The organism is Bacillus sp. FJAT-28004 (genome assembly GCF_001280845.1).
Lineage (GTDB): Bacteria > Bacillota > Bacilli > Paenibacillales > Paenibacillaceae > Pristimantibacillus.
The window spans coordinates 3908168-3934609 of sequence record NZ_LGHP01000001.1 but is presented as its reverse complement, the minus strand read 5'-3'; the positions used below and the strand labels follow the sequence as shown (position 1 = coordinate 3934609).

The window sequence follows — 26442 nt, the reverse complement described above, 5'->3', positions numbered from 1 at the left end:
TTATAACATAATGAGCCTTGGAATGGTAAAGCTTGTTTTGCTATTACCAATAAATGAAAAAAACGACATCGCCTTCAAGTAAGAGACGATGCCGTTTATTCGCTAAATCAGGAGCCTATTGCAAAACGACTTGTGGAGTTACCGCCTCGCAGCTGCATATTAACCGCAATTCGCATCTCATCGATGTCGAAAGGTTTCGTAAAGTGCATTAATGCCCCGAGATCGGTCGCTTCTTTAATCATATCCAATTCACCGTATGCGGTCATCATGATGACTTTAATGTTACGGTCGATAGCTTTAACATGCTTTAAAATTTCTAGACCATCCATACCAGGGATTTTCATATCCAACAGAACAAGATCAGGAGCATCGTTCTTGACGATTTCCAAAGCCAGCTTGCCATTAGACGCTTGGAAAGTATTATATCCCTCGCTGCTGAAAACTTCCATGAGCAATACGCGAATACCGTTCTGATCATCAACGATCAACACTTTCTTCTTATCCAACTCCAAATCCCCCCGCAAATGAGCTCACTCACAAAAATGGCCAACTCTTCCATAATCGTTAATATATTCGCTAAAGTGGGTATATAATCCTTCTCGCCAAGAGAAAAACTTATCAGATGTTGTTATAGAATATGTCATTAATCGAAAATGCTATAAATTACTCGGAATGGTTAAGCGCAGCTTGTACAAATCCGCGGAACAAAGGCTGCGGACGGTTCGGTCTAGACTTGAACTCAGGATGGAATTGAACAGCCAAGAACCAAGGATGATCAGCCATTTCAACTACCTCAACAAGACGACCGTCAGGAGAAGTTCCGGAAATAGTAAGACCAACGGATTCAATTGCTTCACGGTACTCATTGTTAAATTCATACCGATGACGATGACGCTCGTAAACGAGCTCGTCGCCATATTCACGCTCTGCGAGCGTACCTGACTTAAGCTTACAAGGGTAGAGACCAAGACGCATCGTACCACCCATATCTTCAACATCCTTCTGATCCGGCAGCAAATCAATAACCGGATATGGAGTGGATGAATTAATTTCAGAGCTATTCGCACCAGCTAGTCCAGCCACATTTCGAGCATATTCAATGACAGCTACTTGCATACCAAGACAAATACCGAAAAATGGAATTTTATTCTCACGAGCGTATTTGATAGCTGTAATCTTGCCTTCGATACCGCGATCGCCAAATCCGCCTGGTACAAGAATACCGTTAACACCTCTGAGCTGTTGCTCGACATTCTCTTCGGTAAGCTCATCTGCGTGCAGCCAACGAATTTTCACTTCTGAATCGGAAGCAATACCCGCATGCTCAAGTGACTCTACAATACTGAGGTACGCATCGTGCAATGAGACATATTTCCCTACAATCGCGATTTCCGTCTTCTTATGCAGCGACTTCACGCGCTGAACAAGGCTTTCCCATTCACGCATATCCGGTTGTTCTGTCTTAAGCTTCAGATGATTGACAACGATCTCGTCAAGGCCTTCCTCACGAAGCATCAATGGCACTTCATACAAAGTCGAAGCATCACGACATTCTACGACTGCATTCGCATCGATATCGCAGAACAAGCCAATTTTACGTTTCAAATCTTCAGCAAGCGGATGCTCAGTACGGCATACGATCACGTTCGGCTGAATGCCGATGCTGCGCAATTCCTTAACACTATGCTGCGTTGGTTTTGTTTTCACTTCACCTGCCGCTTTAATGTAAGGAATAAGCGTAACGTGAATGTACATTACATTGTCGCGACCGATATCACTTTTGATTTGACGAATAGCTTCAAGGAAAGGCAAGCTTTCAATATCGCCCACGGTACCGCCGATTTCTGTAATGACAACATCTGAACCCGCTTCTTTGCCCGCACGGAATACACGGTCTTTGATTTCGTTCGTAATGTGTGGGATTACCTGAACAGTTCCACCCAAGTAGTCACCGCGGCGCTCTTTGGTAATTACGTTGGAATAGATTTTGCCGGACGTCACATTATTGTTCTTCGACAGGTTAATGTCGATGAACCGTTCATAGTGACCAAGATCCAAATCCGTTTCTGCACCATCATCGGTAACGAATACTTCGCCGTGCTGATATGGACTCATCGTTCCTGGGTCCACGTTGATGTACGGATCAAACTTCTGAATCGTTACTTTGAGGCCCCTGTTCTTCAGCAATCGGCCAAGCGAGGCTGCTGTTATCCCTTTGCCCAAGGACGACACTACGCCGCCGGTTACAAATATATATTTGGTCACTGTGATGATACCCTCCAAGCCCTATGGTTAATGTTTAGGTTTGCCCATTTACTCGATAAACATGGATGCGGATACACTCCGCCTATCCATCCAATTTGTGGGAATGCATCCTACAGACCCATCCCTCACAAACAAAAAAAGTGACACCCGTAGCAACGGGGCACTTTTCCTTTTTTGGCATATATAAAAATACAAGCAAGCATCAGCAATATGTAATGCTCTACTTCTATTTCACAGCGAAACTGGACCTTCTCGCCAAAAGACGAAACTAGTCGTTTACGCTTGTATGCGTTATTTGTTAACCGAATCTTAAGCCCATGAGATAGTTTACTCTGCGCTCGTAGCACCTGTCAAGCGAAACTGACTGGATATTCCTCACTCCTGCTCAAACGACTTTAGCCGTCAGTAGAGAGCAGAGCTCGTACCGCAGATAAGTGCATGAAGGCATATAAGCTCAATGCTTAGACCGCCTTACACTTTCAGCAAACTACTTATCACTCTCATCTTCGTCTTCAAATTCCTCATCATCCGACTCATCATCATCCGCATCGAGTTCGCCATCGACTTCTTCCTCTAGCTCCTCGTCGTCGATACCAACTTCCTCATCGACTTCCGCTTCCTCTTCAGCCTCTTCGAAGTCCTCACGGTCCTCGTCGAATACATCGTAGTCTTCTTCAGCCTCTGCGTAAGTATCCTCTTCTTCATCCGCAAATACATCATCATCTTCGAGATCATCATCGTCGTTAATGATACGCGTACGCTTCGCATTACCTACAGGATCTTCGGAACGCTCCACTGGATACCAGCGTTTCAGTCCCCACATATTGCTGCCAACGCAAGCAAAACGTCCATCAATGTTGATTTCCGTATACACTTGGGCGATGAACTGGTTGATTCCGTCTGCGGAAAGACCGCGTATTTTAGCGATCTCCATCATTAGATCGCGATAGTAGTAAGGTGTATTAGCCGCTTTCAGCACTTCAAAGGCCAAATCGACCATAGGCATTTCCTTCATACGTTCAGGATCCAGCTTTAACGTGAAATTGCTGCTGCTCATATGGACACATCCTCTCTTGCCATTCAAATTATGTACTCGTTCTTACCTATAAAATGCAAGGATCGTGTACGTTTCCCTCTTATACACCGCTCACATTCAATTGCTCAACGGTCAGTAACTGCCAGTGGCTCGCACCTGCCGTTTACGCTAGTCAAAGTATAGTAAAACCTATTTCCTATAAAAAAGCAAGCGGACCATGCTGCTTCCAGCATAGCTTGGACTTATATGCAAAAAGCGAAAGGATAGTCCTTCCGCTTTGACTGTATCCATCCGGCCATGACACGAGGCAACGTACCTTGGTCGTAAGAGCCCCTGAGAACTCTTTGTTCATCGTATGTCCCCAGGCGATTTTTGACACGGTTTTCAGCCTAATTATGTGAAAAAAGGCAAGTTGCTCATGCGTTCTAGAGCGCTCGTTCATACAATAGTTCAGCATGGTCCGTCGGGAGGGGAAGCCAAGTTTGGACACCGTCGCTTTTATCCGTATGTTGCAGGATATGATGGCTCGCACGGGCACAACGACTGTAAAGCGGATCATTCGCTTTCAACGTGCGAGCGACTACCGATACTTCCTACAGCAATTACCTAAGGTCACTTCATCAGCTTCGCCACAAAAAAGCATTAGACAATTGCCCAGTATTCTCGGAATAGCCTGTACTTTGCCGGCAGAGGAAACACTGGAGCGTTTCTCCGGTCGTGTATGGATTGAGAAAGATTGTAAAATCAGCGTACATTCCTCACCACAAAAGTCGATTATTGTAGATAAGGGCGTCCCCTGGGGCGTAAATCAGATCAAAGCCCCGCTAGCCTGGAGCACAACGACCGGCCACAAGGTCAAAGTCGGCGTTATTGATACGGGAGCCGACTTCAGCCATCCCGATCTTCGCCAATCACTCTCTAGGGGCATCAACCTTCTCAACCGCAGCATGCTCCCCCATGACGATAACGGCCACGGTACACATATCGCAGGTACCATTGCCGCAGCAAATCAACTACAGGGCATGATTGGCGTAGCCCCGCGTGCGTTAATCTCGCCTGTGAAGGCTTTTGACCATAATGGGAGCGCATTCGTTTCCGACATCATTCTCGGAATCGAATGGTGTATCCGCAATCGCATGAACGTCATCAACATGAGCTTCGGTATGAAAACCAAAAGCAAAGCGCTGCTTGGAGCCGTTATAAATGCTCACAATGCGGGCGTCATTATCGTTGCTTCCTCCGGCAATGACGGGAAGCGTCGTTCCGTTGATTATCCAGCCCGCTACCCTCAGACGATTGCCGTTGGCGCTACGAATAAACTCCGCCGTGTTGCACCATTTAGCAACCGCGGCACCTATATTGACGTGTATGCGCCCGGCGAAAAAATCGTATCAGCATGGCTTCGCGGCAAATATAACGAAATGAGCGGAACCTCCATGGCTACCTCTCATATCAGCGGAGCAATCGCGCTTCTGCTTGCACATAGGCCGGGACTTACACCTACCGAGATCAAGTCTATTATTAAACGTTCTGTTCAGCCCCTAAGAGGCAGCAAAGCCCGCCGAACGATCGGCGAGCTTGACGTGATGCGTATGATGCAAACCGTGGATAAAGTATGAGTCCACGGTTTATTTTTATGAAACAAAACTTATTACATACGCTCTGGAGCAGAAACTCCGACCAAACGAAGCACGTTCGCAATAGCGATACGTACAGCTCCAAGCAAGGCTAGGCGTGCTTGCGACTGTTCAACATCCTCTGTGATGACGCGCTCCGCTCTATAATAGCTGTGGAACTGAGAAGCCAGTTCATATACATAACGAATGAGACGATGCGGCGCGTATTGCGCTGCAGCCTCCGAGATTTCCTGAGGCAGCTCGCCAATTTTACGCAAAAGATCAAATTCGCCCTCAGCAGTCAGCTTGCTGAAATCAATGGCATCCGAGGATTTAAGAACAAGACCTTGCTCCTCTGCTTGTCTGAAAATGCTGCAAATCCGAGCATGTGCATATTGTACATAGAACACAGGGTTCTCATTTGAAGTAGAAATAGCCAAATCCATATCGAAATCAAGATGCGAATCCATGCTGCGCATCGAGAAGAAGTAACGAATCGCATCGATGCCAACTTCATCCATAAGGTCCTGCATCGTGACCGCTTTGCCCGTACGCTTCGACATTTTCATTTTCTCGCCGTTCTGGAACAAGCTTACCATCTGTGCAATTAACACGGTTAGTTTCTTCGGATCATTGCCCAGCGCTTCCATCGCTGCTTTCACACGGGGAATGTAACCATGGTGATCAGCGCCCCAAATATTAATCATCTGATCGAAGCCGCGTCCGTATTTATCCATGTGATAAGCGATATCCGGCGTCAAATAAGTGTAAGAGCCGTCATTTTTCACGAGCACGCGGTTTTTGTCGTCGCCAAAAGTCATGGTAGACAACCATGTCGCTCCTTCTTCCTCATAAACATGTCCTGTCGCTTTCAGCGCTGCAAGACCTTGCTCCACTTGTCCGCTCTCGTATAGCGCCGTTTCACTGTACCAAACGTCAAAGCCTACGCGGAATCTTCCGAGGTCGCGTTTAATTTTATCAAGCTCCCGCTCAAGGCCAAACTGCCGGAAAAACGTAAAACGTTCTTGATCCGGTAGTTCCAGAAGCTTATCGCCCTCTTGCTCGACAAGCAGTTTTGCAAAGCCAATGATGTCCTCGCCATAATAACCGTCCTCAGGCATTTCCGCTGTTTGCCCAAGCGCCTGACGGTAACGAGCTTCGATGGATACAGCTAGGTTTTCTACCTGTTTCCCCGCATCATTAATGTAATATTCGCGTGTAACTTCATAGCCCGCGTAATCGAGCACATTGCACAATGCGTCGCCAACAGCGGCGCCGCGAGCATGCCCAAGATGCAAGCTGCCAGTAGGATTCGCGCTTACGAATTCTACCTGTACGCTTTTGCCGGTACCATCTGAAGTACGTCCGTAATTATCTCCCGCTTCGAGCGCAGCGCCCACAACCGGATAGAGATAACTGTTATCCATACGGAAGTTAATAAAACCCGGGCCCGCAATTTCCGCTGCTTGAATAGACGCTTGCTTCGTATCCAAATGTGCAACTATCGCTTCTGCAATTTGACGAGGATTTTTCTTAGCCAGCTTAGTTAGCTGCATCGCAGCATTTGTTGCCAAATCACCATGCGATTTATCCTTAGGCACCTCCAGCACAAACGCTGGAAGCTCTTCCCGCGCTGCTAAACCAGCTGCTACCGCTGCATCAGCGATGGCCGCTTTGACTTGTTCATACATCTTCTCTAGTACATTTGCATTCATTAATTTTGTTCCTCCTGTATATGGAGCCGGATATGAAACCGACCCGACATTTGATCACCAACGTACAATTCATACTCCCATTCAATCGTAAAAGGAAGTTGCTCAGGCAATGTGCCCATCTCTTTATTTACACCATCTTCGCCCGGTGCATGAAGCAGCAGCCGCAACGTTTCTGCTTCAAGCGATAAGGATGTCATTTGCGATTGATAGTGACCCGCTCTCCTGTGTCCGCGAACAAAGAGCTGCTCCGACTCAATGGCGCCACGACGCACGATAGACATTTCTTCTGGCCGGAATCGAATAAGCGTCCGTATTTCACCAGCTTCTGTATCGCCTTCAACAGCCGGCTCGATGTAGCGGATAAATATGGACTTCTCCTTGCGGAACCAATCACCTTTGTAAGCATGAGTATGCGAACTTCCATCTTGCACACTCTCCAATGTAATTCGCACTTTCCTGCTGTCTGCCATCATCTTGCTCCTGTCATCAGTCTAATCTTATGTAACTACTATATACAGGTAGGCTCTTAATTTCAACGCTAGAGCCCAGTTAACTTGTTGCAAACGGTACAATTTCACTCCATGCCCCTACACGATCCTCGAGCGTCCGCATACGCTGAGTTGGGATTGGACTGGAGGATGGCAGCTTCAGGGTCGTTATGCCTTGAAAGCTTTCATGTCCCCGGTAAAATTTCTGAAAGGTGTCGTATGCCTTGCTTCCGTTAAAAGCGAAGCAGCGCAGCTCTGGATATTTGGCAACAAGCTCAGGCAGCTTCTGCGGTACTATTCCACGTATGTTCACATCCAAGCTCCCTTCCCGCTCACAAGACTCTATGACGTCCCACAACGCTAAGCGATGTTCTTTCAGGAAAGCGAGACGATTCTCATACACAGGATCTGGTTCTGACTCATTAAACAAACGATATATAATCCTCCACATAAAGTTTTGCGGATGTCCATAAAATTGCTTGTGCTCGAGCGACTTCACGCTTGGTGCCGTACCCAAAATCAGCACGCGTGAGCGCTCATCTATAACAGGTGGAAACGAATAGATGCGCATGTCGTATAACCCCTTAATCTTTATTTTCAAAGTAACAACAACGTCTTATTATGAGCCCAGTCCAGCCTCGATCATACGATCGTTTTCTCCGTTTGCATCAGAAAAAGACGCTTCCCGCTAAGATTACGCGGAAAACGTCTTTTTCTCAACGCGGATTGATTATTTGACAGGAATCTTAATGATTTGGCCCGGATAGATTCGATTCGGGTTCTTCAGCTTATTATAGCTGGCTAATTTCTGCCACGTCGTTCCGTGTTCCAATGCAATAGCATAGAGAGTGTCCCCTGCTTCAACCGTGTATACGGACTCTTGAGGCGCCGTAGGCACCGTAGTCGTTGGTTTCTCAGGTTTAGCTGGCTCAGTCGGCTTTACCGGCTTCGTCGGCTCTACTGGCACCACAACTGCCACTCCACTCAGGTCAAGCTTAAACTCCGCATAACCATCAGCTGTATCCGCTGTGAAGGAAATCGATTTATTCGCTTCATCTGCACTTTTTGCTTCCGGAGACGTCTTGATCGTCACATTCACCGTGTCATTGATGGCCGCAAGCGACCAGTTGCCATCCGCTGCCGGATTAATCGTCTTGAAGGAGCGAATGTAATCGATCACGACCTGACGGTTCTCATCAGGCGAGGCAAGTATAATTCGTTTGCCATCCGGGTTAGCGAATTTGCTCGAGGAGGCGCGATAGTTGTTAGTAGCCACAACAAATTTCTGATCCGCCTTAATTGGTTTCCCTTCGAACTGCAAATTAACGATCCGTTTCGCGCTTTCGTTCTTCATCACGCCGGTTGCATCATACTTCGGCGGCTCTGCAACATCGATCTGGTAGGTCACACCGTCAATTACATCGAAGTTATACGTTGGAAAATCATAATTAATCAGCTCTTGCTTCTCTTTGCTTGCTGCATCAATCTGCTTGAATTGACCGGCCGACCACTCGAGCCACTCTTTAATCTCCGCCCCAGTGACGAGTACAGCATTTACGGTGTTGGAGTACAAATACAAATCGGCAACATTCTTTATCGCAATATCGCCAGCCTTAATATTCGTATAGTAGTTCGGTCCTTGGCGACCGCCAGCCTTGAACGGCGCCCCTGCAGAAAGAACAGGAAGCCCCTCATATTCCGTTCCCTGCAGCTGCTTCTCCACATACCATTTTTGCGCATTCGTAACGATCTGAATGGAAGGATCATCTTGAACAAGAGCAAACCAGCTATTAATTGACGCTGTCGTCTTGCCGACAGGCCCTCGCACGTACGCCAGCGTATTCTCATGATCCTCTTTCACCGCATCGACGACAGCCTTATCGGCATCTACAAGCGGTACCTTGTTTACTGTATCAAAGATAGGCTTAACTTCGCTTTTCGAATCAATAACCGCCCATTTCCCATCCTTCTTCTCCAAGGTTAGATCAATAATGCCGAGATTATTTCCCCAGAAGCCCGGTTCCACGGCAGGTACTCCGTTAATCGTTCCTTTCGCAAGGTCGACACCCGTTTTTCCTTCAAACGATTTGTCAGGAAATACTTTATGCGCATGTCCGAACAAAATCGCATTAATGCCGGCAACTTTGCTTAAATAGAGCACCGAGTTTTCCATTAACGCCGCTTGCGGGATATCTTCAAAGCCGGAGTGCGGAATCGCAACAATGATATCGGCTCCCTTTGCTTTCATTTCCGGCACAAACTTTTCTGCCGTCTTTACAATATCCTTGACCGTTACCTTGCCTTCCAAATGAGCTTTATCCCATTGCGTAATCTGCGGAGGAACAAATCCAATCACGCCCACCTTCAGCGTATGTTTCACGCCCTTGCTGTCTGTTACTTCTTTATCGATAATGAGATACGGCTTGAACAAATTGACATCATTCGACTCGTCCTTATCTCCGTCTACTTTATAAATATTTGCATTCACATAAGGAAAGTCCGCCCCTGCGAGCGAGTTGTCTAAAAATGATAGGCCATAATTGAATTCATGATTGCCTAAGTTGCCCGCATCATAATCAAGCAAATTCATAGCTTTATACACCGGATGCGTCTCACCCTGCTTCAGCTTATCAACCGTAGCGACATAATCACCGAGAGGGTTTCCTTGGATTAAATCACCGTTATCAAATAATAGGCTGTTCGGAGCTTCCTCCCGTGCTTTCTTGATGAGCGTCGCCGTCTTCGCGAGCCCATATTCATCAGTAGGCTTGTCCGCAAAATAATCATAGTTCATCATGTTTACATGCAGGTCGGATGTTTCCATAATTCTCAATTGAACCGTATTTCCTGCACCCGCATCGGCCATTGCCGTGAACGGCATAGCCCCTAGACTAACGGTAATAGCAGCAGCTAAAGCACCCTTCCACTTCGATATGTACGGTGTCGCCAACAAAAACTCCTCCTTCATCCTCTTTCTATTAATTAAGATGCTCTGCTGCAAGCACAAGATGAAATAATGTTTTCCTTCAATATATTAATTTAAATATTCTGAATTGTCATTTATTTATTTCGTTAACCCGTTAAATCCTTTTACAATAAAAAAAGGCTTCGCTCCAAGCGGATGAATTACCGCTGGCAGCGAAGCCTTCTCTGAATCATTTCATTATTTCAAAAAGCCTAGAAGCATCTCGCGAATAACCTTCGCCGCAACAATCTGCGTTTGCTCCGTTGGATCATAAGCTGGCGCAACCTCAACGAGGTCGAAGCCCACAATGTTCACACCGGAACGTGCAATGGCATGAACCGATTCAATAAGCTCCTTAGACGTAATACCGCCCGCTTCCGCCGTACCTGTACCAGGTGCTGCAGATGGATCAAGCACATCGATATCAATCGTTAAGTAAACCGGACGCCCTTCTAACTCTGGAAGCACCTTCTTAAGCGGCTCCAAAACCTCGAAAGGATGGAAGTTGATGTTCTCGCGTGCGTATTGCCATTCCTCGCGGGAGCCCGAACGGATACCGAACTGGTAAATGTTCTGTCCGCCCATTAGACCAGCCGCTTTGCGCAGCGGCGTGGAGTGGGACAACGGTTCGCCTTCATACGACTCGCGCAAATCAGCGTGAGCGTCGAAATGGATGATCGCTAGATCAGGGTACTTTTTGTACACCTCTTGGAAGATCGGCCAAGAAACAAGATGCTCGCCGCCGAGACCAACAGGAATTTTGCCATCGTCTAGAACGCCGCGAACGAATTCGCCGATGATTTCCAGACTACGCGCTGGGTTTCCGAAAGGAAGCAGCAGATCGCCAGCATCGAAATATTCGATATCCTCGAGGCTGCGATCTAAGTAAGGGCTGTATTCTTCTAGTCCGATCGACACCTCGCGAATGCGAGGTGGGCCGAAACGGGAGCCAGGACGGAAGCTGACCGTGAAATCCATCGGCATGCCGTAGATAACCGCTTTGGAAGCTTCATAGTTGTCAGAGCTCAAAATGAAGACATTGCCTGAATATTTTTGATCCAATTTCATGAGGTGTGTCCTCTCTTTCCTGCAGCGTAGCCGCTCGTTACTTCACGAGATCTTCAACAAATTTTGGAAGCACGAATGCTGCTTTGTGAAGACGAGGCGTGTAATATTTTGTATCAATTTCTGGAATTGCCGTCTCATCAACAGCAAGAGGATCGTGTTTTTTGCTGCCCATTGTGAACGTCCACAGACCGCTTGGGTAAGTTGGAATGTTCGCGCCGTATACACGAACGATCGGGAATACTTCCTTCACGTCTTTGTTTACGCTTTGGATCAGATCCGCTTTAAACCAAGGGTTATCCGTTTGAGCTACGAAGATGCCGTCTTCTTTCAATGCTTCATAGATGCCTTGGTAGAAGCCCTTCGTAAATAGGTTTGCTGCAGGTCCAACCGGTTCAGTGGAATCAACCATAATAACGTCATATGTGTTTTTATGATCATGAATATGCATAAAGCCGTCGTTTACAAGCACTTCAACACGCGGGTTGTCGAGCTCGCCAGCGATGGATGGCAAGTATTTTTTGGAGTATTCGATTACTTTACCGTCGATGTCGACAAGAACTGCCTTCTTCACCTTCGGATGTTTCATAACTTCACGAATAACGCCGCCGTCTCCGCCGCCAACAACAAGCACGTACTCCGGATTCGGATGCGTGAAAAGTACAGGATGCGCAACCATCTCGTGGTAAACGAACTCATCCTTAACCGTGGTCATAACCATACCGTCGAGAACAAGCATCGTTCCAAACTCTTCCGTTTCGATCATATCAAGCTGTTGAAAATCTGTTTGTTCATTTACGTAAGTCTTAGTGATCTTCGCCGTTATGCCGAAGCTGTCTGTTTGTTTTTCCGTATACCACAATTCCATGGTGTAAAATCCCTTCTTTCCTTCAATCGTTCAACCTGTATTATAGTAAAATTATTAAATCACTACAAGTACTCCAGACAATCCGTGTATTAACGTTTTTTAAAGATTTTATTCCATATAATATCCTGATTTTCCGAACGATATGTAGATTCTGTTTAATTATAAAGGCTGTCTCGAATTGCCTGGGACAGCCATTATCGTTGTGGAAATCATCTGAGCGTTTCCTATCGTCTCATGTATGATCATCTCGACTGGCAGAGCTTTCTATAAATATTTAGGAATCAGCGCCTCTTTGTGAATAGGGTGTTCTTCGTTTTTCCATACTAAGGAAAAGTGAAGTTTTGCACTGAAGGGAGCCTGCTCCATGAAAAAACATTCCAACCAGCAGGGTAAGTTGCGTAACCGACCTGCTTTTCCTCTTATAACCGAGAGGTTCCTTCCCCAATTTCTGAAAATGAAAAAATGGTTGAGATGGGCAGCTGCCGCTTTCACCCTTTTCATACTCATCATGGTCGGTACACTTATCTATTTACGTACCCAATCGCTTCCAGTCACTGCAATTAGCCAAACCTCTCAAATGATTGATCTGCATGGCAACGTCATTGATACGTTTCATGCGGGAGAGAACCGCCGTTCTGTGCAGCTATCCGACATCTCGCATTACGTCATTGAAGCAACCTTAGCTATCGAAGACCGCCGCTTCTACGATCATCGCGGCTTTGATATGAAGGGAATGGCGCGCGCCGTTATGGTTAACGTCCAAAGCTTCTCAGCACGCCAAGGCGCAAGCACGCTCACACAGCAGCTCGCACGCAATCTTTATTTGACGCACGAGCGAACCTGGCAGCGCAAGATGAAGGAAGCGATGTACACCGTTCAGCTTGAAATGAACTACTCCAAGGACGAAATTCTCGGCATGTACTTGAATCAAATTTATTATGGCCACGGCTCCTATGGTATTGAAGCAGCGGCGATGATGTACTTTAATAAACATGCTTCCGAGCTTACGCTTGCAGAAAGCGCCATGCTTGCCGGCATCCCGAAGGGCCCCAAGTATTATTCGCCTTACCTTAATATGAAAAATGCGAAGGACCGCCAGCTTACTATTTTGCAGGCGATGCTCGAAGGCGGCTCTATTACGTCCGAGCAAGCTGATGCCGCTTATGAGGAGATGCTGAATTTCCAGAAACTCGGCTCTGGAGAGCAGGAAGGGTTTGCGCCGTATTTTCGCGATTATATCCGGAATATTGCAGTCGACAAGCTGGGTATTAATGAGCATTTGCTGAATGAGGGCGGCATTACCATCTATACGACACTTGATCCGGAAGCGCAAGCGACGGCCGAAGAGGTTATTGCAAAGGGGATTCCAGAAAACTCCGAGCAGCAGGCAGCGCTTATTGCGATAGATCCGCGCAGCGGATATATCAAAGCGATGGTTGGCGGAAGGAATTATAAGAAAAACCAATATAACCGGGTGTTTGCGAAGACACGTCAACCCGGCTCCTCCTTCAAGCCTTTCTTATATTTAACCGCCTTGCAAAGCGGTTTCATGTCACCTGTTACCCGTTATATGAGTGAACCAACCATATTCACTTATGATGAGGGAAGGAAAACGTATGAGCCAAGCAACTATGGTGATAAATATTTGAATGAATTGATTGATATGAGACAAGCGCTGGCTAGCTCGGACAATATTTATGCAGTCAACACCATCATGACCGTTGGCGCTGATAAAGTAATTGATACGGCTAGGAAGCTTGGAATCAACAGCCCTATGAAGCCGGTTCCTTCACTCGCGCTTGGCACCTTCCCAGTGAGCCCGTTCGAAATGGCTTCTGCATTCGGTACATTTGCAAACGGTGGTATTCACATTGAGCCTATTGCGATTCTCCGTATTGAGGATCGTAAGGGACAGGTATTATATGAAGCGGAACAAAAATCCGAACAAGCCGTAACCCCTGCTGAAGCCTATGTGATGACCAGCTTAATGGAGAGTGTATTTGAAGAAGGCGGCACAGCTTTCCGTGTATCTTCTATTATTAAACGGCCGATAGCAGGTAAGACGGGTACGACCCCTACGGATGCATGGCTTGTGGGATATACACCTGAGCTAGCAACAGCGGTGTGGGTTGGCTACGATAAGGATCGCAAATTAACCGTTGCTGAAGCTTATCGCGCTGCTCCCATTTTCGCTAAATTTACGGAGCAGGCGCTATCCTCGATACCGCCAAAGATTTTCCCAATTCCGGAAGGTATCGTAAATGTGTACATCGACCCAACCAGCGGAAAGCTTGCGGAAAGCAGCTGTCCGCACAAACGGTTAGAAACCTTCATAAGCGGAACGGAGCCGACTGAGGTATGCGGCGAGCCTGCCGGTGCCGGAAATAACGAAAGCGATGCCTCGCAAGAAGGGTCGGGTGCAGCAGGACGACATTCTTGGTGGAATGACTTGAAGCGTTGGTGGACAGACTAAAAAAACAGCAGCCTTCCTTTATTGAGGAGGGCTGTTATTCCTTCCGATAACGAATCAATCATAACCTCCGCACATTTTTGTCTAACTTATGATCAAAAAGTGAATTTTCTTTGAACAAAACCTTAATGTTGTGGTATAGTAATCATAAGAAAACACTTACAATTGATCGGGAGTGTTCAATATGACAACAAAAACAGCAACAATCAGTAGCATTCAGCCTTCTAAATCAGATGTCAAGCGCCTTGTGAAGGCAATGACTGCCATCTCTTGGATCGTTCTATCTATTGGCGTTATACTCAGCCTAATTAACTTAAGCCATTTCAGCGATAAAAATGTTGGTCTCATGGTCGGCATCGGATTCCTAATCGGCAGCGTCCATATTTATGTCATTGGCACAGCGATCGGACTTGTTCATGCTCGCCTAAACCAAGAACAGCCGCCGAATGATTTTAACGAACATCAATAATCAAGATTAGCCTCATGTCTCGAAACAAATAGACAGCCTCATTTGGTCAATGACCAGATGGGGCTGTCTATTTGCTTTAACTGGGGCATTTCCATGCTGCGAAAGAAGCTCCCTCGTCACCAAAACTTAAAAGGGACAAACCACTTTAATTTGGGTAAAGTTACTATAAGTAAGAACAATCCGCTTTAAAGAATGCTCCTACATCTAACAGTTGTCTAAGCAGTGAACTTTCTATTACAGAATAAAGACGAATTATTGACGTAATTGTTAACCCAGCAGTTATTGCCTTGTGGATCTGCTATTGTAGTCGTAAGCAGTAATTTTGAGGAGTTGAACTGATGATGAGACCGTTTCTTCGTATGCTGACACCCGCACTGATTATGCTAATGGCCGTAATGCTTTCCGGCTGCGGCGAGCAATTCATCGTGCTCGATCCGAAAGGGCCAATCGGCGAGTCTCAGAAAGATTTAATGTATTTTTCAGCCATTCTGTGTACGATTATCACTATCCCCGTACTTATCCTGACAGCCTTTATCGTCTTGCGATACCGTGATAAGCCCGGCAGAAAAGCTTCCTATACGCCTAACTGGGAGCACAGCGCAAAGCTGGAAACGATTTGGTGGTCCATTCCAATTGTAGCCATCCTTATTCTGGCTATCGTTACCGCTAAATACACGTATGAACTTGAGCCTTCCAAACCAATTGAGTCGGCTAAGGCGCCGATAACGATTCAGGTCACTTCACTCGATTGGAAGTGGTTGTTTAAATATCCGGAGGAGGATATTGCGACTGTTAATTACCTTAAGATTCCTGAAGACGTGCCGATAAAATTCCAAGTGACCGCCGACACGTCAATGAATTCCTTCTGGGTTCCGCAGCTTGGCGGGCAAATTTATGCCATGTCGGGGATGGCGATGACCTTATTCCTGCAGGCCGATGAGCCAGGCAGCTACTATGGCTCCGGTGCGAACTTCACAGGGAAAGACTTCGCGCAAATGACGTTTAAGGTGGATGCTACCTCCGAGGAGGACTACAAAGCTTGGGTAGATGAAGTGAAGGCCACATCTCCTGCACTGACTATGGAAGGTTTCGAGACGCTGACTGAGCCAAGTACTTCTGATGTTCAGCTATTCTCCAGCTTCCCTAAAGGATTATTCGATAAAGTTGTAAGGCAATATGTGAAAGGCGACGGCGGTGCTCATCAACATCATGGCAGCGTAGCCGCAGAGCCTGCCGACGAAGCGGATGCGTCTGAGTCGCAAAGTGAAACGAAAAACAAACCGGATTTAAATGCTAGTATTCATGCGGGTCATTAACCCGCTTGCAAGCAATTGCTTAAAAGGCGAGTTTGTGCCACAAACTTTTAGGAGGACCCCTAATGTTAGACAAAATTAAAGATTTCGCGTCCGAATTTTTCGTCACCGGCGATCCGCTTATTTTAGGGGCACAAGTCTCTATTGGCTTGTCGATGGTGGCAATTATATTCGCGCTCACCTTTTTCAAGAAATGGCGCTGGCTTTGGACGGAATGGTTGACCAGCGTAGATCATAAGAAAATCGGTATCATGTACATTATCGCTGCCATCCTCATGCTGTTCCGCGGCGGCGTTGATGCGCTGCTCATGCGTGTTCAGCTCGCTGCTCCTGAACTTGAGTTTTTGGCGCCGGATCATTATAACGCAATTTTCACCACTCACGGCGTAATCATGATTTTGTTCATGGCGATGCCACTTATGTTCGGTTTATTCAATATCATCGTTCCGCTGCAAATTGGCGCCCGTGATGTTGCTTTCCCGTTCCTGAACTCCCTTAGCTTCTGGATGTTCTTCTTCGGTGCCATGCTGTTTAACGTATCCTTCATTATCGGCGGTTCGCCTGATGCAGGTTGGCTCGCTTATCCGCCGCTCTCTGAGCTGTCGGGAAGTCCAGGGCTTGGTCAGGACTTCTATATATGGGGTATTCAGATCTCAGGTATCGGTTCCTTGGCTACAGGTATTAACTTTATCGTTACGATCTTAAAAATGCGTGCGCCTGGCATGAAGCTCATGAAAATGCCAATGTTCGTATGGTCGGTGCTGTCGTCTTGCGTAACGATTATCTTCGCATTTCCTATTTTGACCGTTACATTGTTCCTTCTATTCCTCGACCGTTATGTGGGCGCGCATTTCTTTACGCTCGACGGCGGGGGCAACCCGATGATGTATATCAATCTCATCTGGATGTGGGGACATCCTGAAGTTTATATTGTTGTTTTGCCTGCTTTTGGTATATTCTCTGAGGTTGTATCAACATTCTCGAAGAAAAAACTGTTTGGCTATAAGTCAATGGTACTTGCTCTTATGTCAATCAGCTTCTTCTCCTTCTTTACCTGGGCGCATCACTTCTTCACAATGGGTTCCGGCGCTAACGTCAACGCATTCTTTGCTGTGACGACGATGATTATCGCCATACCGACCGGGGTAAAAATATTCAACTGGCTGTTTACGATGTACCGAGGCCGACTTAGCTTCCCGACTCCAATGATGTGGACGGTAGCATTCATTCCGTGCTTTGTTATCGGAGGGATGACCGGGGTGCTCTTATCCGTTGCACCTGCTGACTTCCAGTACCATAACAGCTACTTCCTGATCGCGCATTTTCATAATGTGCTTATCGGCGGTGTTGTGTTTGGTTATTTCGCAGGCCTCTACTACTGGTGGCCAAAAATGTTTGGCTTCCGCTTGCATGAGGGTCTTGGCAAATGGGCTTTCTGGTTCTGGAACATCGGTTTCTATGTTTGTTTCCTGCCGCAATATGCGCTTGGATTTATGGGGATGACGCGTCGCTTCAACGAGTACGACTTCGATATGGGCTGGCAGCCTCTGAACGTCGTATCTACTGTTGGCGCATTCCTAATGGGTATCGCGTTTATTTTCCAAGTTTGGCAGATCGCTCACAGCATCAAGTTTCTCAAGAAAGAAAAGAACGGCGATTCTTGGGATGGCCGCACACTCGAATGGTCGATTCCATCACCTGCGCCGCTATATAACTTTGCTCGCTTGCCACAGGTTACAAGCCAAGACGAGTGGTGGGAAGAAAAGCAGCGCATCGCGAATGGCCAGCCTGCCAAACCGCTTGCACCGCTTGAACCGATTCATATGCCAAAAAACTCAGGTATTCCAATCATCATGTCGGTCTGCTGGTTTATTGCAGGATTCGGCTTCGTATGGGATTGGCTATGGATGGCCATACCAGGTCTAATCGGCGTAGCCGTATGTATGCTTGTTCGTTCGTTCTCCTACGATACCGATTATTACATTCCGGTAGATGAGATTGAACGCACGGAAGCAGCGTTAAGGGGGACAAAATAATGGCACATGCAGTTTCCACTCCAGCAGGAGCGCATGGCGGACACGGCGCTGGACACGGCGGCGGTCACCATGACGATCATCACGATCAAGAATCGATGAAAATGTTCGGCTTCTGGCTGTTTCTAATAACCGACGTTATTTTGTTCGGTACGTTATTTGCCACCTATGTCGTCCTCCGTCTCAACACAGACGGCGGGCCGACAGGTGCGGAATTGCTTGAGATGAACGGTATTATCATTTCGACCTTCATCCTACTGACAAGCAGCTTTACAAGTGGTATAGCCGTTCTCGAGATGAATAAGGGCAACAAACGTGGTCTTATACTCTGGCTCGCTATTACAGCTGTGCTCGGGGCTTCATTTGTCTATCTTGAAGTCAATGAGTTCATGCATTTGGTGCATGAGGGCGCTAATATCGGAACGAGTGCCTACTGGTCTGCCTTCTTCGTTCTCGTCGGCACGCACGGTCTCCACGTTTCGCTCGGCCTTATCTGGATGATTGCATTAATCCTTCAAATAAGACGCCGTGGTATTACGCCGGTCACCAAGCGTAAAGTAGGCATCATCAGCTTGTACTGGCATTTCTTGGACGTTGTATGGATTTTCGTATTCTCAATCGTTTATTTGATGGGGGTGATGTAGGATGGAAAACCATAACACGCATACACAGGACGCACACGGTTCCCACGGCGGGTCGATGAAGTCTTATGTGATCGGCTTTCTATTCTCCATCATTCTGACGATCATTCCGCTCGTCGTAGTGATGAATGACCTGCTTAGCAAAAAAGCTGCAACCTTGCTCATCCTCGTGACGGCGGTTCTGCAATTTGCTGTTCAGCTTATCTTCTTTATGCACATTCGGGATGAGGAGAAGCCGCGCTTCAACCTTATGGCGCTTATTTTCGGCCTCGTCATTTTGCTGACGATCGTCGCAGGCTCCGTCTGGATTATGACTTACAATGCCGTTGCATCATAATCGGCGATATGAATAAATACCAGATATAAAAAAAAGCTGTGCTGAAGTCTATCTGACTTTGGCACAGCTTTTTTCGTTTGTTATTTTATGCTTATAATCAAACTCTCCCTATCTAGGGCTGCTTTATCCGTGCCATAATCGTCTTATATGAATAAAGAAATGAAAGATGAGGTGGGACATCATGTCCATTACACTGCGCCCCTTGCAGCTCCCCAAGGACTATGAGCAGCTTGCACAATTACTTAATCAAGTATGGTCAGAACCCACTACAGCAGAAAACCTGCATGAAGCGGATAAGAAGTTATATGAGACCGGACATACATGGATGGATGAGAACGGGCTGCTTGCCGGATACGATCGCGAACGACAGGTTGCTGTGAATGTTCAAGGTGATATTGTCGGCTACGCGTGGTCTTGGCGGGCGCCTTGGACGGAGCCTGGCTATTTATGCAATACGCTCGTCGTTTCAGACGCTTACCGCAAGCAGGGAATCGGCCAATTACTGTTAGTCCATATTGGACATTGGGCTTTGAAAATCGGCGCATCTACACTCATTACCGAGGTATGGGATGATAACGAGGACGCGCTTCAGTTCGCAAAGCGCCGTGCTTTTGTAATCGAACGTCACGCCTTCCAGTCCGTCCTTACGCTTGGCAGCCATGAAGGAAATCAAGAGCAACAATTCCCAAGCATACCGGACCTTGGGACTGTCCGTTTCCTAACACTTGCGGATGAACCTGGTGAAGAAAGCGAACAAAAGCTATATGAGATCTATAAAGAAACACTGGTGGACATTCCCGGTTATCTCGGTGAAGTCCCTGATTTCTTTGAATGGCGCAAATGGAATTTGAAAGTGGACGGCTATGCGCCGCAGCAAGTTATTATCGCCGCTGACGGTGATCGCTTTGTCGGTGTCACTAACGTCCTGCTTAATCCACAGACAAACGGCATGTATCATGAATATACCGGTGTAAGCAGAGCTTATCGCGGCAGAAAGATTGCATTTGCCCTAAAGCTCAAAGCGATTGAGCTAGCCAAGCAACAACAAGCTGCTTATCTTCGGACGGATAATGATTCAACGAATGAACCCATTCTCAGCATTAATCGCAAGCTAGGATATGTTCCTCTTCGCGGCTCTTATCGTGTCCTTGCTCCTCTTCAAGAGGTTTTGAATAAATTGCCCATCGAAATGCAGCAATGAACGACAATCCTGCATTTCCCCCTATTAAAAAAGCAGTTTGAAGCGAGTATCCCGCTTCAAACTGCTTTTCCACTTCCGCTATATACGACCCTGTTCCACGATCTCTACATCCTTCGGTACAATTAATGTCAACTCCGGGCTAACCGTGTCCGAGATGAATCCGCCGTCCCGGTGATCGACAGAACCAATCATGACGTACATCGTTGAGCCAACAATATCGGTTTGCAGCATTTTATTGTCCAATCGTTCATACTTCTCGGATGACCAGTAACGTATCTGTCCAAACAGCTTTACCTCACGTGTTTCTGAATGCTCAAGCGTCACACCATCCAAGGAGTGCACAACAATTTTTTTAATTTCAGCAGGAACCTTTAAATTATTTGTCGTAACGAAAGCCGAACGCTGCGTCATTTGCAGCCCTCTCTGCAGCTCATCGAATAAGCCCGTAGACATGAGCAGGGCAAGTCCAAGACTAGCCGTTCCAACCATCCCCACAAAAAAGACACTCATCCAATCATAACGAACGATTGTACGTGCACTGTTAGAGAACTTCAAGTAAAGCAGCAGCTCCGCTCCGAGCATAATGAAAACAACCGGTGCGACCCAAACGAGCACCTCGAAGGCTTCAATGTCTTGCCATAGAGAGACAGCTAATGCTGTCCCCATGAGGATCAGCGTCACACCCATTGACAATGAACCAACTCGCCAAGTACGTAAGCCTGCTGGCTGATTAACGGCCCTGTCTGCCATATTTACCGTGTTAGTGTTCAATGCGACTCCTCCTCGTACTTTCTTGGCATCGGCTTATGGAGCTCAGGCGGTTTCCCTTTGCTCATCACCGGAGATGCCTTACTTCCAAAGGCTAGACGCATGCCTACAATAATCATAATAAATGCGACCACAGCCGTTGGAATCATATATTTAAATTGCATGTATTGCGAATATAGCTCCCTTGAGAAATGAGAAGTAACCTCCACTGCTACTCGATCGAGCAAGTAGTAAACGCCGAATCCCAGCAGTCCAAAACCAAACCATCGCTGATAAGGCACAAGCTGCGTCAGTACCGGTTCATCCGTGAGCACCTGACGCTCGTAACGAGACGTCTGCTGCAAGGCGTCAAAGAAAGCAAAACACCAGAACAGCGGCAGGAGGAAGAAAAACAGTGACAAGCGTAAATTGTCCATAATATAGATGGCGAGGAGGAAACCGCCCATGAGCTGCAGTCCGCGTTTTTGCAAGCCCAAATAAAGATGGCCTGCGCCTGGGAAAATGGATAAGGCAATCGCCAGCACCTTGCTTTTGCGACCAGAGGCGATATACGATTCCATATCTTCAAATATGGCACGGTCCACAAGCTGCTCCCCACGCTGCTTGGCATGCAGCTGACTAATCGCATCAAACATGCTGTATATCCAGATGACTGGCAAAGCAAGCAGGAAAACTAGCAGCTCAGCCCGATGCGTAATCGTGCCTAAGAAGACGATAATCGCAAACCAGCCAATGAACGAAATGAGGAAAGTGATGCCGCGCTGCATGAGCCCCATATTCATATGCCCTAGACCCGGTATGAGCGAGAATAGTATCGTACGCGATTTCTCGCGCTGGCGCTCCCGCTCCAAAGGAACAAAGCCCGGTGAAAAATGATCGGCAGGATGCTCGAACGGATGCTGATGAGCAGAGCTTGACGGCAACCCCTTGCCTAGAAGCAGGAAAATGATCATATCGATCATATTGATGATTCCCGCCATCGCCGCTATAAACATAAGGAAAACATATATCCCATCATCGCCTGCGCTTACCAAACCCATTAAAATAAGTAATCCCAGTGATCCAAAGAAGGCTCCGCCATATAACACTGCACGTACGGGGCGGCCTGCATAGGCATGTCCTACGCCGGGTAAAAACGAAAGAAAGAAGGCCGCTAACGGGCTTTTATTCATCATTGATTCATTCCCTTCTATTTTCATTTATCTAAATCGAGATGCTTTCAAGCCATCGAGCCACGAGCCCGTTTGATCGACGATTCTGTCTGACCAGGATTCGGTGTGCTCACTTGCGGACACTGGCGGATTCGGACTTATATCCTGCTGCGCGTTCTCATTCATGTCAAGCTGAGCCAGCTTCTGCGAGAAGGAGGCAAAGGTTCCGCTAGCAAGCAGCAGCAGCGTAATAGAAGCTGCAATCGTGTAGTGCGTTACCGGATGCTGAAGCCAGGTCCGCAGGCGGCGAGGTTTCTCTTGCAAGGTATTCGGAGCAACATGCTGCTTGGCATCTATGTGATATTGTTCCTGCTCATCCCTCAATTGCTCCACGACACGCTTCTCTAACCGCTCCATGTCAGGAATCGGTGTAAGCCTTACGTTTGTTAAATGAGTGTCTGCTGGTTGCAAATCGCCTTCAGCTGTTTCAATCGCGGTTATAAAAAGCTGCAAACAGAAGTCACAAGCAGCCAAATGCTGCTCAACTGGTACACGCTCAGCCTCAATTAGTCTGTCGTTTACGTAACGGAACATTTGATCAGGAGAGATATGCTCAATCATCATTCGAAGTCCTCCTTCCGCCAATGGCGCTTCATCCAGCTTCTTGCACGGTACAGCCTGGACTCTACGCTTTTGCGCTCTAGTCCGGTTTCGGCTGCGATTTGCTCATATGACTTGTCTTCCATATAATAAGCGGTTATGACCTCACGATAGTTATCCGGCATTTCTTCAACCCGTTCTCGGATTTGCTGCCTATCCGCCTGTTCGATGGCTATTGATTCAGCAGCAGGCGCAGCCACTAGATCCTCATGAACTTTTTCAGACATCGCTTCGCTATCCATTAGCTCTTCTGGCCTTCGTGCTCGGCTGCGCTTGAAATCAATCGCTCGATTAACGGCAATACGGGTAATCCATGTCTTGAGCCCATCCAATCGACAATCCGGAAGGGAGCGATAAATTTGCAGCAGCACTTCCTGTGTAATATCCTCCGCATCATGCGGTGAATGAAGCACTGCGAAGACTGTTCTATATATATAAGGACCATAGGCTTGTACGAAAGGGCCATAATGCTCGGGCCCACCCTTTTGCACGGCTTTGATCCAATCCTCGTCTTGAATGTCGCTCCCCTCCTTCCCAATCTAATAGACGTCAGCATGTCCCATATACCCTGCACTTGTTCCCAAAAACTTTTTTTGAGGCTTTATCAGCCTCTATCAACGCGGAAAACCTCATCATTCGATAGGACTAGCCTACGAACGATGAGGTTCTCATCCATTATTCACAATAACGGCAACCTGTTGCTAATAACGCCTGCTGTTATACGGTCAAAGCTTGCTTAAGCTCCTCAGGGGAGCGATCCCACCACTCGAGATTATGATCCACAAGCAGCTTACGAAGAGCCGATTTCTCAACATCGCCAAGCTCAGTCAAATTATAGCGACGTTTGAGCGATTGATCCAGCTTGTTCACATGGTCTGGAAGCAGCTTCCACCCGCGACGCGCCTCTGAATCAATCAGCATCTCACATGCCGTAGCGCCCGCGTAGTAGGAACCTTCTTCATTGCGGTCAACGGCTACCCACACGATCCAGCATTGACGACCGTTCGGTGTATCCTCTTTGTTTGGCGTAAACTTAATGCCACGCTCCACTTTGCTCTTTGCATGCATGGCGCCAACGTCAATATAAGCGACGCCATCATCAATAATGACACAGGATACGGCGCTCAAATCAATCGTACCTGCTCCAAAACCTTTATGTTGTTTGCTGCTCACTACGTTGAGCGACAGTGATTTCTTTTCTTTCTTTTCCGGCTCGGCCGGCTGTCCTTGTTCTTCCGTCATGCGTATTCACACCTTCCCCGATACAATAATTCCATTTTAGCTAATAATCATCGAAAAGCAAACATATACATGCTGTAGATGCTTGTCAACGGGAGGGAAACGTTCAATGACTCCACGCTATTTCAAACGAATTTCACTTGTAATACTCGCAGTCGTGCTGCTCGGTATATCTTTGCAGCATGACTTCGGGACTGCTTGGCAATCCCAATATACTTATGCTTTCGCTCCCGCCGCTATTGCCAAGCAAGCACCAGCGCCTGCCCAAAAGTCGGTCAAGCCACCTGCCGTGCAGGAACCGAATACGGTCATGACTCCTAAACCGCAAGAGCTGAGCAAACGTGTCGTTGAATACCATATCAACGTTCATTTAACGAATGATGCGAAGCAGCTGAACGGTGAGCAAACCGTAACTTGGACTAACCCTGGTAAAAAAACAGTGTCCGAGCTCTATTTCCATCTGTATCCGAATGCCTTTCAATCGGACAAAACAACGTTTATGAAAGAATCCGGCGGCAAACTGCGTCAGGACAAAGCAACCACCAATAGCCAAGGCTATATGAACCTGCTTACGCTAGAAACGTTGAACGGAGAGAGCCTTCTGCCACGCCTGCAATATGTACAACCTGACGATGGCAATGCCAATGACTTCACCTTGGCCAAAATTCGCTTGCCTGAGCCTGTTGCTCCCGGCACATCCGTAACGCTGCGAATGAGTTATGAGGTGAAGCTCCCAGAGGTATTCGCAAGGATGGGCTATTCCGGCAACTTTGTAATGGCGGGGCAGTGGTTTCCGAAGCTCGCCGTATATGAGACAGCCGGCATGCGCGGGCGTACAGCCGAAGGCTGGAATGTGCACCAGTATCATGGCAATTCCGAGTTTTACAGCGATTTTGGCATTTACAGCGTACGGATTAAAGTGCCTGAGGACTACACCGTGGCTGCAACGGGCTTCCAAACAAAACCTATTGAAATCAAGGAACAGACAAAAATTTACCAATTTTACGCTGATGATATCCATGATTTCGCTTGGTCGGCTTCGCCGGACTTTGTATATGAAGAGACTGCTTATTCTGATACCGGCATTCCCGGTGTACGCATTAAGCTTTATCTTGATCCTGCGCATGCTGACCTTAAGGACCGCTATATGCATGCAGCCAAGTCAGCGCTCGCAAGCTATGCCAAGTGGTATGGTGAATATCCTTATAGTACGCTGTCGATCGTCGTTCCACCCAAAGGAGCGAATGGCGCTGGCGGTATGGAGTATCCAACGCTCATAACCGCTTTCGCCGCAGAAAATGATAACCCCGGCTACGATCTAGAGCGTACGGTTGTGCACGAGATTGGACACCAATATTGGTACGGAATGGTCGCCTCTAATGAGTTCGAGGAGGCATGGCTGGACGAGGGCTTTACGTCCTATGCCGAAGATAAAGTGATGGAGACCGCATACGGTTTGGAACCGAATCTGCGTATGGAAGCCAGCTACATGACCGATCCTGCACCGCTCAAGCAGCCATCATGGGCATATGCGAGCCACACGCAATACGCCGAGAACGTGTACATGCGGGCGAAGCTCGTGCTCATTGGCATCGAGAATCAGGTGGGCTCAAGAACGATGCAGAAAATTTTGCGCACCTATTTCCAAAAGTATAAATTCAAGCATCCTTCTACAGCAGACTTCCAGCGCGTTGTCGAACAGGTAACGAAAACGAAATGGCATGATTATTTCAGCCAGTATGTCTACGACAACAAGATGGCCGACTTTTCGATTGAATCCATTCATGTACGCCCTGTTACTCAAGATGGTACCCAAATGTATGAATCTGTTGTGCTGGTCAAGAAAAACGGCGGCAGCAATGGCGAGATTAAAGTCGTGATGAAGTTTTCTGACGGCACCAAAATAACGAAGCTTTGGGATGCCGAGGAATCTCACATGCAATATAAACAGCTGCATTCCGCTCCGCTTGAGTGGGCGGTCGTTGACCCAAGTAATAGCAATGTGCTCGATAATAAGCTCATCAACAACTACATGCAGGCTCAGCTACCAGAGGATAAACGCACCAGGTGGAGTCTCGGCGTTGTCCAGCTAATCGAAGGACTGCTCGGGTCGCTGAGCTGGTAAGTAATTGCGTTCAAGGA

Annotated in this window: 23 protein-coding genes; 9 read left to right on the top strand and 14 right to left on the bottom strand. The window is 47.3% G+C overall.

Translation table 11 applies throughout. The features are described 5' to 3' along the window. Positions 1-107: 107 nt before the first annotated feature. The 3 genes from AC787_RS17205 to rpoE all read right to left on the bottom strand — a co-directional run bounded on the left by AC787_RS17205 (position 108) and on the right by rpoE (position 3322). Positions 108-506, bottom strand: coding sequence for a response regulator (locus AC787_RS17205; RefSeq protein WP_076271590.1), 399 nt, complete (start codon positions 504-506; stop codon positions 108-110). A gap of 157 nt (positions 507-663) precedes the next feature. After that, entirely contained in the window at positions 664-2265 is a 1602-nt protein-coding gene (locus AC787_RS17200; RefSeq protein ID WP_054025902.1) for a CTP synthase, read from the bottom strand. A 487-nt stretch (positions 2266-2752) separates the two neighbouring features. Next, positions 2753-3322, bottom strand: a complete 570-nt coding sequence (rpoE, locus tag AC787_RS17195; protein WP_054025901.1) for a DNA-directed RNA polymerase subunit delta — start codon at positions 3320-3322, stop codon at positions 2753-2755. A 461-nt stretch (positions 3323-3783) separates the two neighbouring features. Between rpoE and AC787_RS17190 the strand changes: the two genes are divergently transcribed. After that, positions 3784-4920: a S8 family peptidase gene (locus tag AC787_RS17190; RefSeq protein WP_054025900.1), complete on the top strand. Its 1137-nt coding sequence runs from the start codon at positions 3784-3786 to the stop codon at positions 4918-4920. Positions 4921-4952: 32 nt separating this feature from the next. On the opposite strand, the gene argS is transcribed toward AC787_RS17190, so the two are convergent. The 6 genes from argS to speE all read right to left on the bottom strand — a co-directional run bounded on the left by argS (position 4953) and on the right by speE (position 12018). Beyond that, positions 4953-6632 carry an arginine--tRNA ligase gene (gene argS / locus AC787_RS17185; protein WP_054025899.1) on the bottom strand — a complete coding sequence of 560 codons (1680 nt, stop codon included), beginning with the start codon at positions 6630-6632 and terminating at the stop codon, positions 4953-4955. Continuing rightward, complete coding sequence (locus tag AC787_RS17180; RefSeq protein ID WP_054025898.1) at positions 6632-7102, bottom strand: DUF1934 domain-containing protein; 471 nt, start codon at positions 7100-7102, stop codon at positions 6632-6634. Before AC787_RS17180 ends, argS begins: the two co-directional genes overlap by 1 nt. A gap of 79 nt (positions 7103-7181) precedes the next feature. Then, positions 7182-7691 carry a DNA-deoxyinosine glycosylase gene (locus AC787_RS17175; RefSeq protein WP_054025897.1) on the bottom strand — a complete coding sequence of 170 codons (510 nt, stop codon included), beginning with the start codon at positions 7689-7691 and terminating at the stop codon, positions 7182-7184. A 159-nt stretch (positions 7692-7850) separates the two neighbouring features. Next, on the bottom strand, positions 7851-10088 hold the full coding sequence (locus AC787_RS17170) for a bifunctional 2',3'-cyclic-nucleotide 2'-phosphodiesterase/3'-nucleotidase (RefSeq protein ID WP_054025896.1): 2238 nt from the start codon (positions 10086-10088) through the stop codon (positions 7851-7853). Between the two features lie 195 nt (positions 10089-10283). Further along, positions 10284-11153 (bottom strand): agmatinase, encoded by an 870-nt coding sequence (speB, locus tag AC787_RS17165; RefSeq protein ID WP_054025895.1) that lies wholly within the window; start codon positions 11151-11153, stop codon positions 10284-10286. A 37-nt stretch (positions 11154-11190) separates the two neighbouring features. Then, entirely contained in the window at positions 11191-12018 is an 828-nt protein-coding gene (gene speE, locus AC787_RS17160; RefSeq protein ID WP_054025894.1) for a polyamine aminopropyltransferase, read from the bottom strand. Between the two features lie 364 nt (positions 12019-12382). Between speE and AC787_RS17155 the strand changes: the two genes are divergently transcribed. The 7 genes from AC787_RS17155 (at position 12383) to AC787_RS17125 (ending at position 20482) form a co-directional block, all read left to right on the top strand. Beyond that, positions 12383-14491 carry a transglycosylase domain-containing protein gene (locus AC787_RS17155; RefSeq protein ID WP_054025893.1) on the top strand — a complete coding sequence of 703 codons (2109 nt, stop codon included), beginning with the start codon at positions 12383-12385 and terminating at the stop codon, positions 14489-14491. Between the two features lie 181 nt (positions 14492-14672). Continuing rightward, positions 14673-14957: a hypothetical protein gene (locus AC787_RS17150; RefSeq protein WP_054025892.1), complete on the top strand. Its 285-nt coding sequence runs from the start codon at positions 14673-14675 to the stop codon at positions 14955-14957. A gap of 359 nt (positions 14958-15316) precedes the next feature. Then, positions 15317-16273 (top strand): cytochrome aa3 quinol oxidase subunit II, encoded by a 957-nt coding sequence (gene qoxA / locus AC787_RS17145; protein WP_414730986.1) that lies wholly within the window; start codon positions 15317-15319, stop codon positions 16271-16273. Between the two features lie 62 nt (positions 16274-16335). Beyond that, positions 16336-18306 carry a cbb3-type cytochrome c oxidase subunit I gene (locus AC787_RS17140; RefSeq protein ID WP_054025891.1) on the top strand — a complete coding sequence of 657 codons (1971 nt, stop codon included), beginning with the start codon at positions 16336-16338 and terminating at the stop codon, positions 18304-18306. After that, positions 18306-18947 carry a cytochrome o ubiquinol oxidase subunit III gene (cyoC, locus tag AC787_RS17135; RefSeq protein ID WP_054025890.1) on the top strand — a complete coding sequence of 214 codons (642 nt, stop codon included), beginning with the start codon at positions 18306-18308 and terminating at the stop codon, positions 18945-18947. Before AC787_RS17140 ends, cyoC begins: the two co-directional genes overlap by 1 nt. Position 18948: 1 nt before the next feature. Next, complete coding sequence (cyoD, locus tag AC787_RS17130; RefSeq protein ID WP_054025889.1) at positions 18949-19281, top strand: cytochrome o ubiquinol oxidase subunit IV; 333 nt, start codon at positions 18949-18951, stop codon at positions 19279-19281. A 181-nt stretch (positions 19282-19462) separates the two neighbouring features. Further along, positions 19463-20482, top strand: coding sequence for a GNAT family N-acetyltransferase (locus tag AC787_RS17125; RefSeq protein WP_054025888.1), 1020 nt, complete (start codon positions 19463-19465; stop codon positions 20480-20482). Between the two features lie 78 nt (positions 20483-20560). On the opposite strand, the gene AC787_RS17120 is transcribed toward AC787_RS17125, so the two are convergent. The 5 genes from AC787_RS17120 to AC787_RS17100 form a co-directional block, all read right to left on the bottom strand. Continuing rightward, positions 20561-21253 (bottom strand): hypothetical protein, encoded by a 693-nt coding sequence (locus AC787_RS17120; RefSeq protein WP_054025887.1) that lies wholly within the window; start codon positions 21251-21253, stop codon positions 20561-20563. Beyond that, positions 21250-22425 (bottom strand): hypothetical protein, encoded by a 1176-nt coding sequence (locus AC787_RS17115; protein ID WP_054025886.1) that lies wholly within the window; start codon positions 22423-22425, stop codon positions 21250-21252. Before AC787_RS17115 ends, AC787_RS17120 begins: the two co-directional genes overlap by 4 nt. A 24-nt stretch (positions 22426-22449) precedes the next feature. Further along, a complete protein-coding gene (locus AC787_RS17110) occupies positions 22450-23025 on the bottom strand; it encodes a hypothetical protein (RefSeq protein ID WP_054025885.1) in 576 nt (191 codons plus the stop codon). Continuing rightward, a complete protein-coding gene (locus tag AC787_RS17105; RefSeq protein WP_063847538.1) occupies positions 23022-23552 on the bottom strand; it encodes an RNA polymerase sigma factor in 531 nt (176 codons plus the stop codon). Before AC787_RS17105 ends, AC787_RS17110 begins: the two co-directional genes overlap by 4 nt. A 226-nt stretch (positions 23553-23778) precedes the next feature. Beyond that, complete coding sequence (locus AC787_RS17100) at positions 23779-24303, bottom strand: YwhD family protein (RefSeq protein WP_054025883.1); 525 nt, start codon at positions 24301-24303, stop codon at positions 23779-23781. A gap of 106 nt (positions 24304-24409) precedes the next feature. On the opposite strand from AC787_RS17100, the gene AC787_RS17095 reads away from it, so the two are divergent. After that, a complete protein-coding gene (locus AC787_RS17095; RefSeq protein WP_054025882.1) occupies positions 24410-26425 on the top strand; it encodes a M1 family metallopeptidase in 2016 nt (671 codons plus the stop codon). Positions 26426-26442 lie beyond the last annotated feature (17 nt).

Bases quoted from the DNA above. Each gene is read 5' to 3' on its own strand.
- AC787_RS17180 (WP_054025898.1), bottom strand. From the start codon at position 7,102: ATGGCAGACAGCAGGAAAGTGCGAATTACATTGGAGAGTGTGCAAGAT.
- AC787_RS17110 (WP_054025885.1), bottom strand. From the start codon at position 23,025: ATGATGATTGAGCATATCTCTCCTGATCAAATGTTCCGTTACGTAAAC.
- AC787_RS17115 (WP_054025886.1), bottom strand. From the start codon at position 22,425: ATGATGAATAAAAGCCCGTTAGCGGCCTTCTTTCTTTCGTTTTTACCC.
- argS (WP_054025899.1), bottom strand. From the start codon at position 6,632: ATGAATGCAAATGTACTAGAGAAGATGTATGAACAAGTCAAAGCGGCC.
- cyoD (WP_054025889.1), top strand. From the start codon at position 18,949: ATGGAAAACCATAACACGCATACACAGGACGCACACGGTTCCCACGGC.
- AC787_RS17095 (WP_054025882.1), top strand. From the start codon at position 24,410: ATGACTCCACGCTATTTCAAACGAATTTCACTTGTAATACTCGCAGTC.
- rpoE (WP_054025901.1), bottom strand. From the start codon at position 3,322: ATGAGCAGCAGCAATTTCACGTTAAAGCTGGATCCTGAACGTATGAAG.
- cyoC (WP_054025890.1), top strand. From the start codon at position 18,306: ATGGCACATGCAGTTTCCACTCCAGCAGGAGCGCATGGCGGACACGGC.
- qoxA (WP_414730986.1), top strand. From the start codon at position 15,317: ATGCTGACACCCGCACTGATTATGCTAATGGCCGTAATGCTTTCCGGC.
- speB (WP_054025895.1), bottom strand. From the start codon at position 11,153: ATGAAATTGGATCAAAAATATTCAGGCAATGTCTTCATTTTGAGCTCT.
- AC787_RS17170 (WP_054025896.1), bottom strand. From the start codon at position 10,088: ATGAAGGAGGAGTTTTTGTTGGCGACACCGTACATATCGAAGTGGAAG.
- AC787_RS17155 (WP_054025893.1), top strand. From the start codon at position 12,383: ATGAAAAAACATTCCAACCAGCAGGGTAAGTTGCGTAACCGACCTGCT.
- AC787_RS17175 (WP_054025897.1), bottom strand. From the start codon at position 7,691: ATGCGCATCTATTCGTTTCCACCTGTTATAGATGAGCGCTCACGCGTG.
- AC787_RS17140 (WP_054025891.1), top strand. From the start codon at position 16,336: ATGTTAGACAAAATTAAAGATTTCGCGTCCGAATTTTTCGTCACCGGC.
- speE (WP_054025894.1), bottom strand. From the start codon at position 12,018: ATGGAATTGTGGTATACGGAAAAACAAACAGACAGCTTCGGCATAACG.
- AC787_RS17150 (WP_054025892.1), top strand. From the start codon at position 14,673: ATGACAACAAAAACAGCAACAATCAGTAGCATTCAGCCTTCTAAATCA.
- AC787_RS17100 (WP_054025883.1), bottom strand. From the start codon at position 24,303: ATGACGGAAGAACAAGGACAGCCGGCCGAGCCGGAAAAGAAAGAAAAG.
- AC787_RS17125 (WP_054025888.1), top strand. From the start codon at position 19,463: ATGTCCATTACACTGCGCCCCTTGCAGCTCCCCAAGGACTATGAGCAG.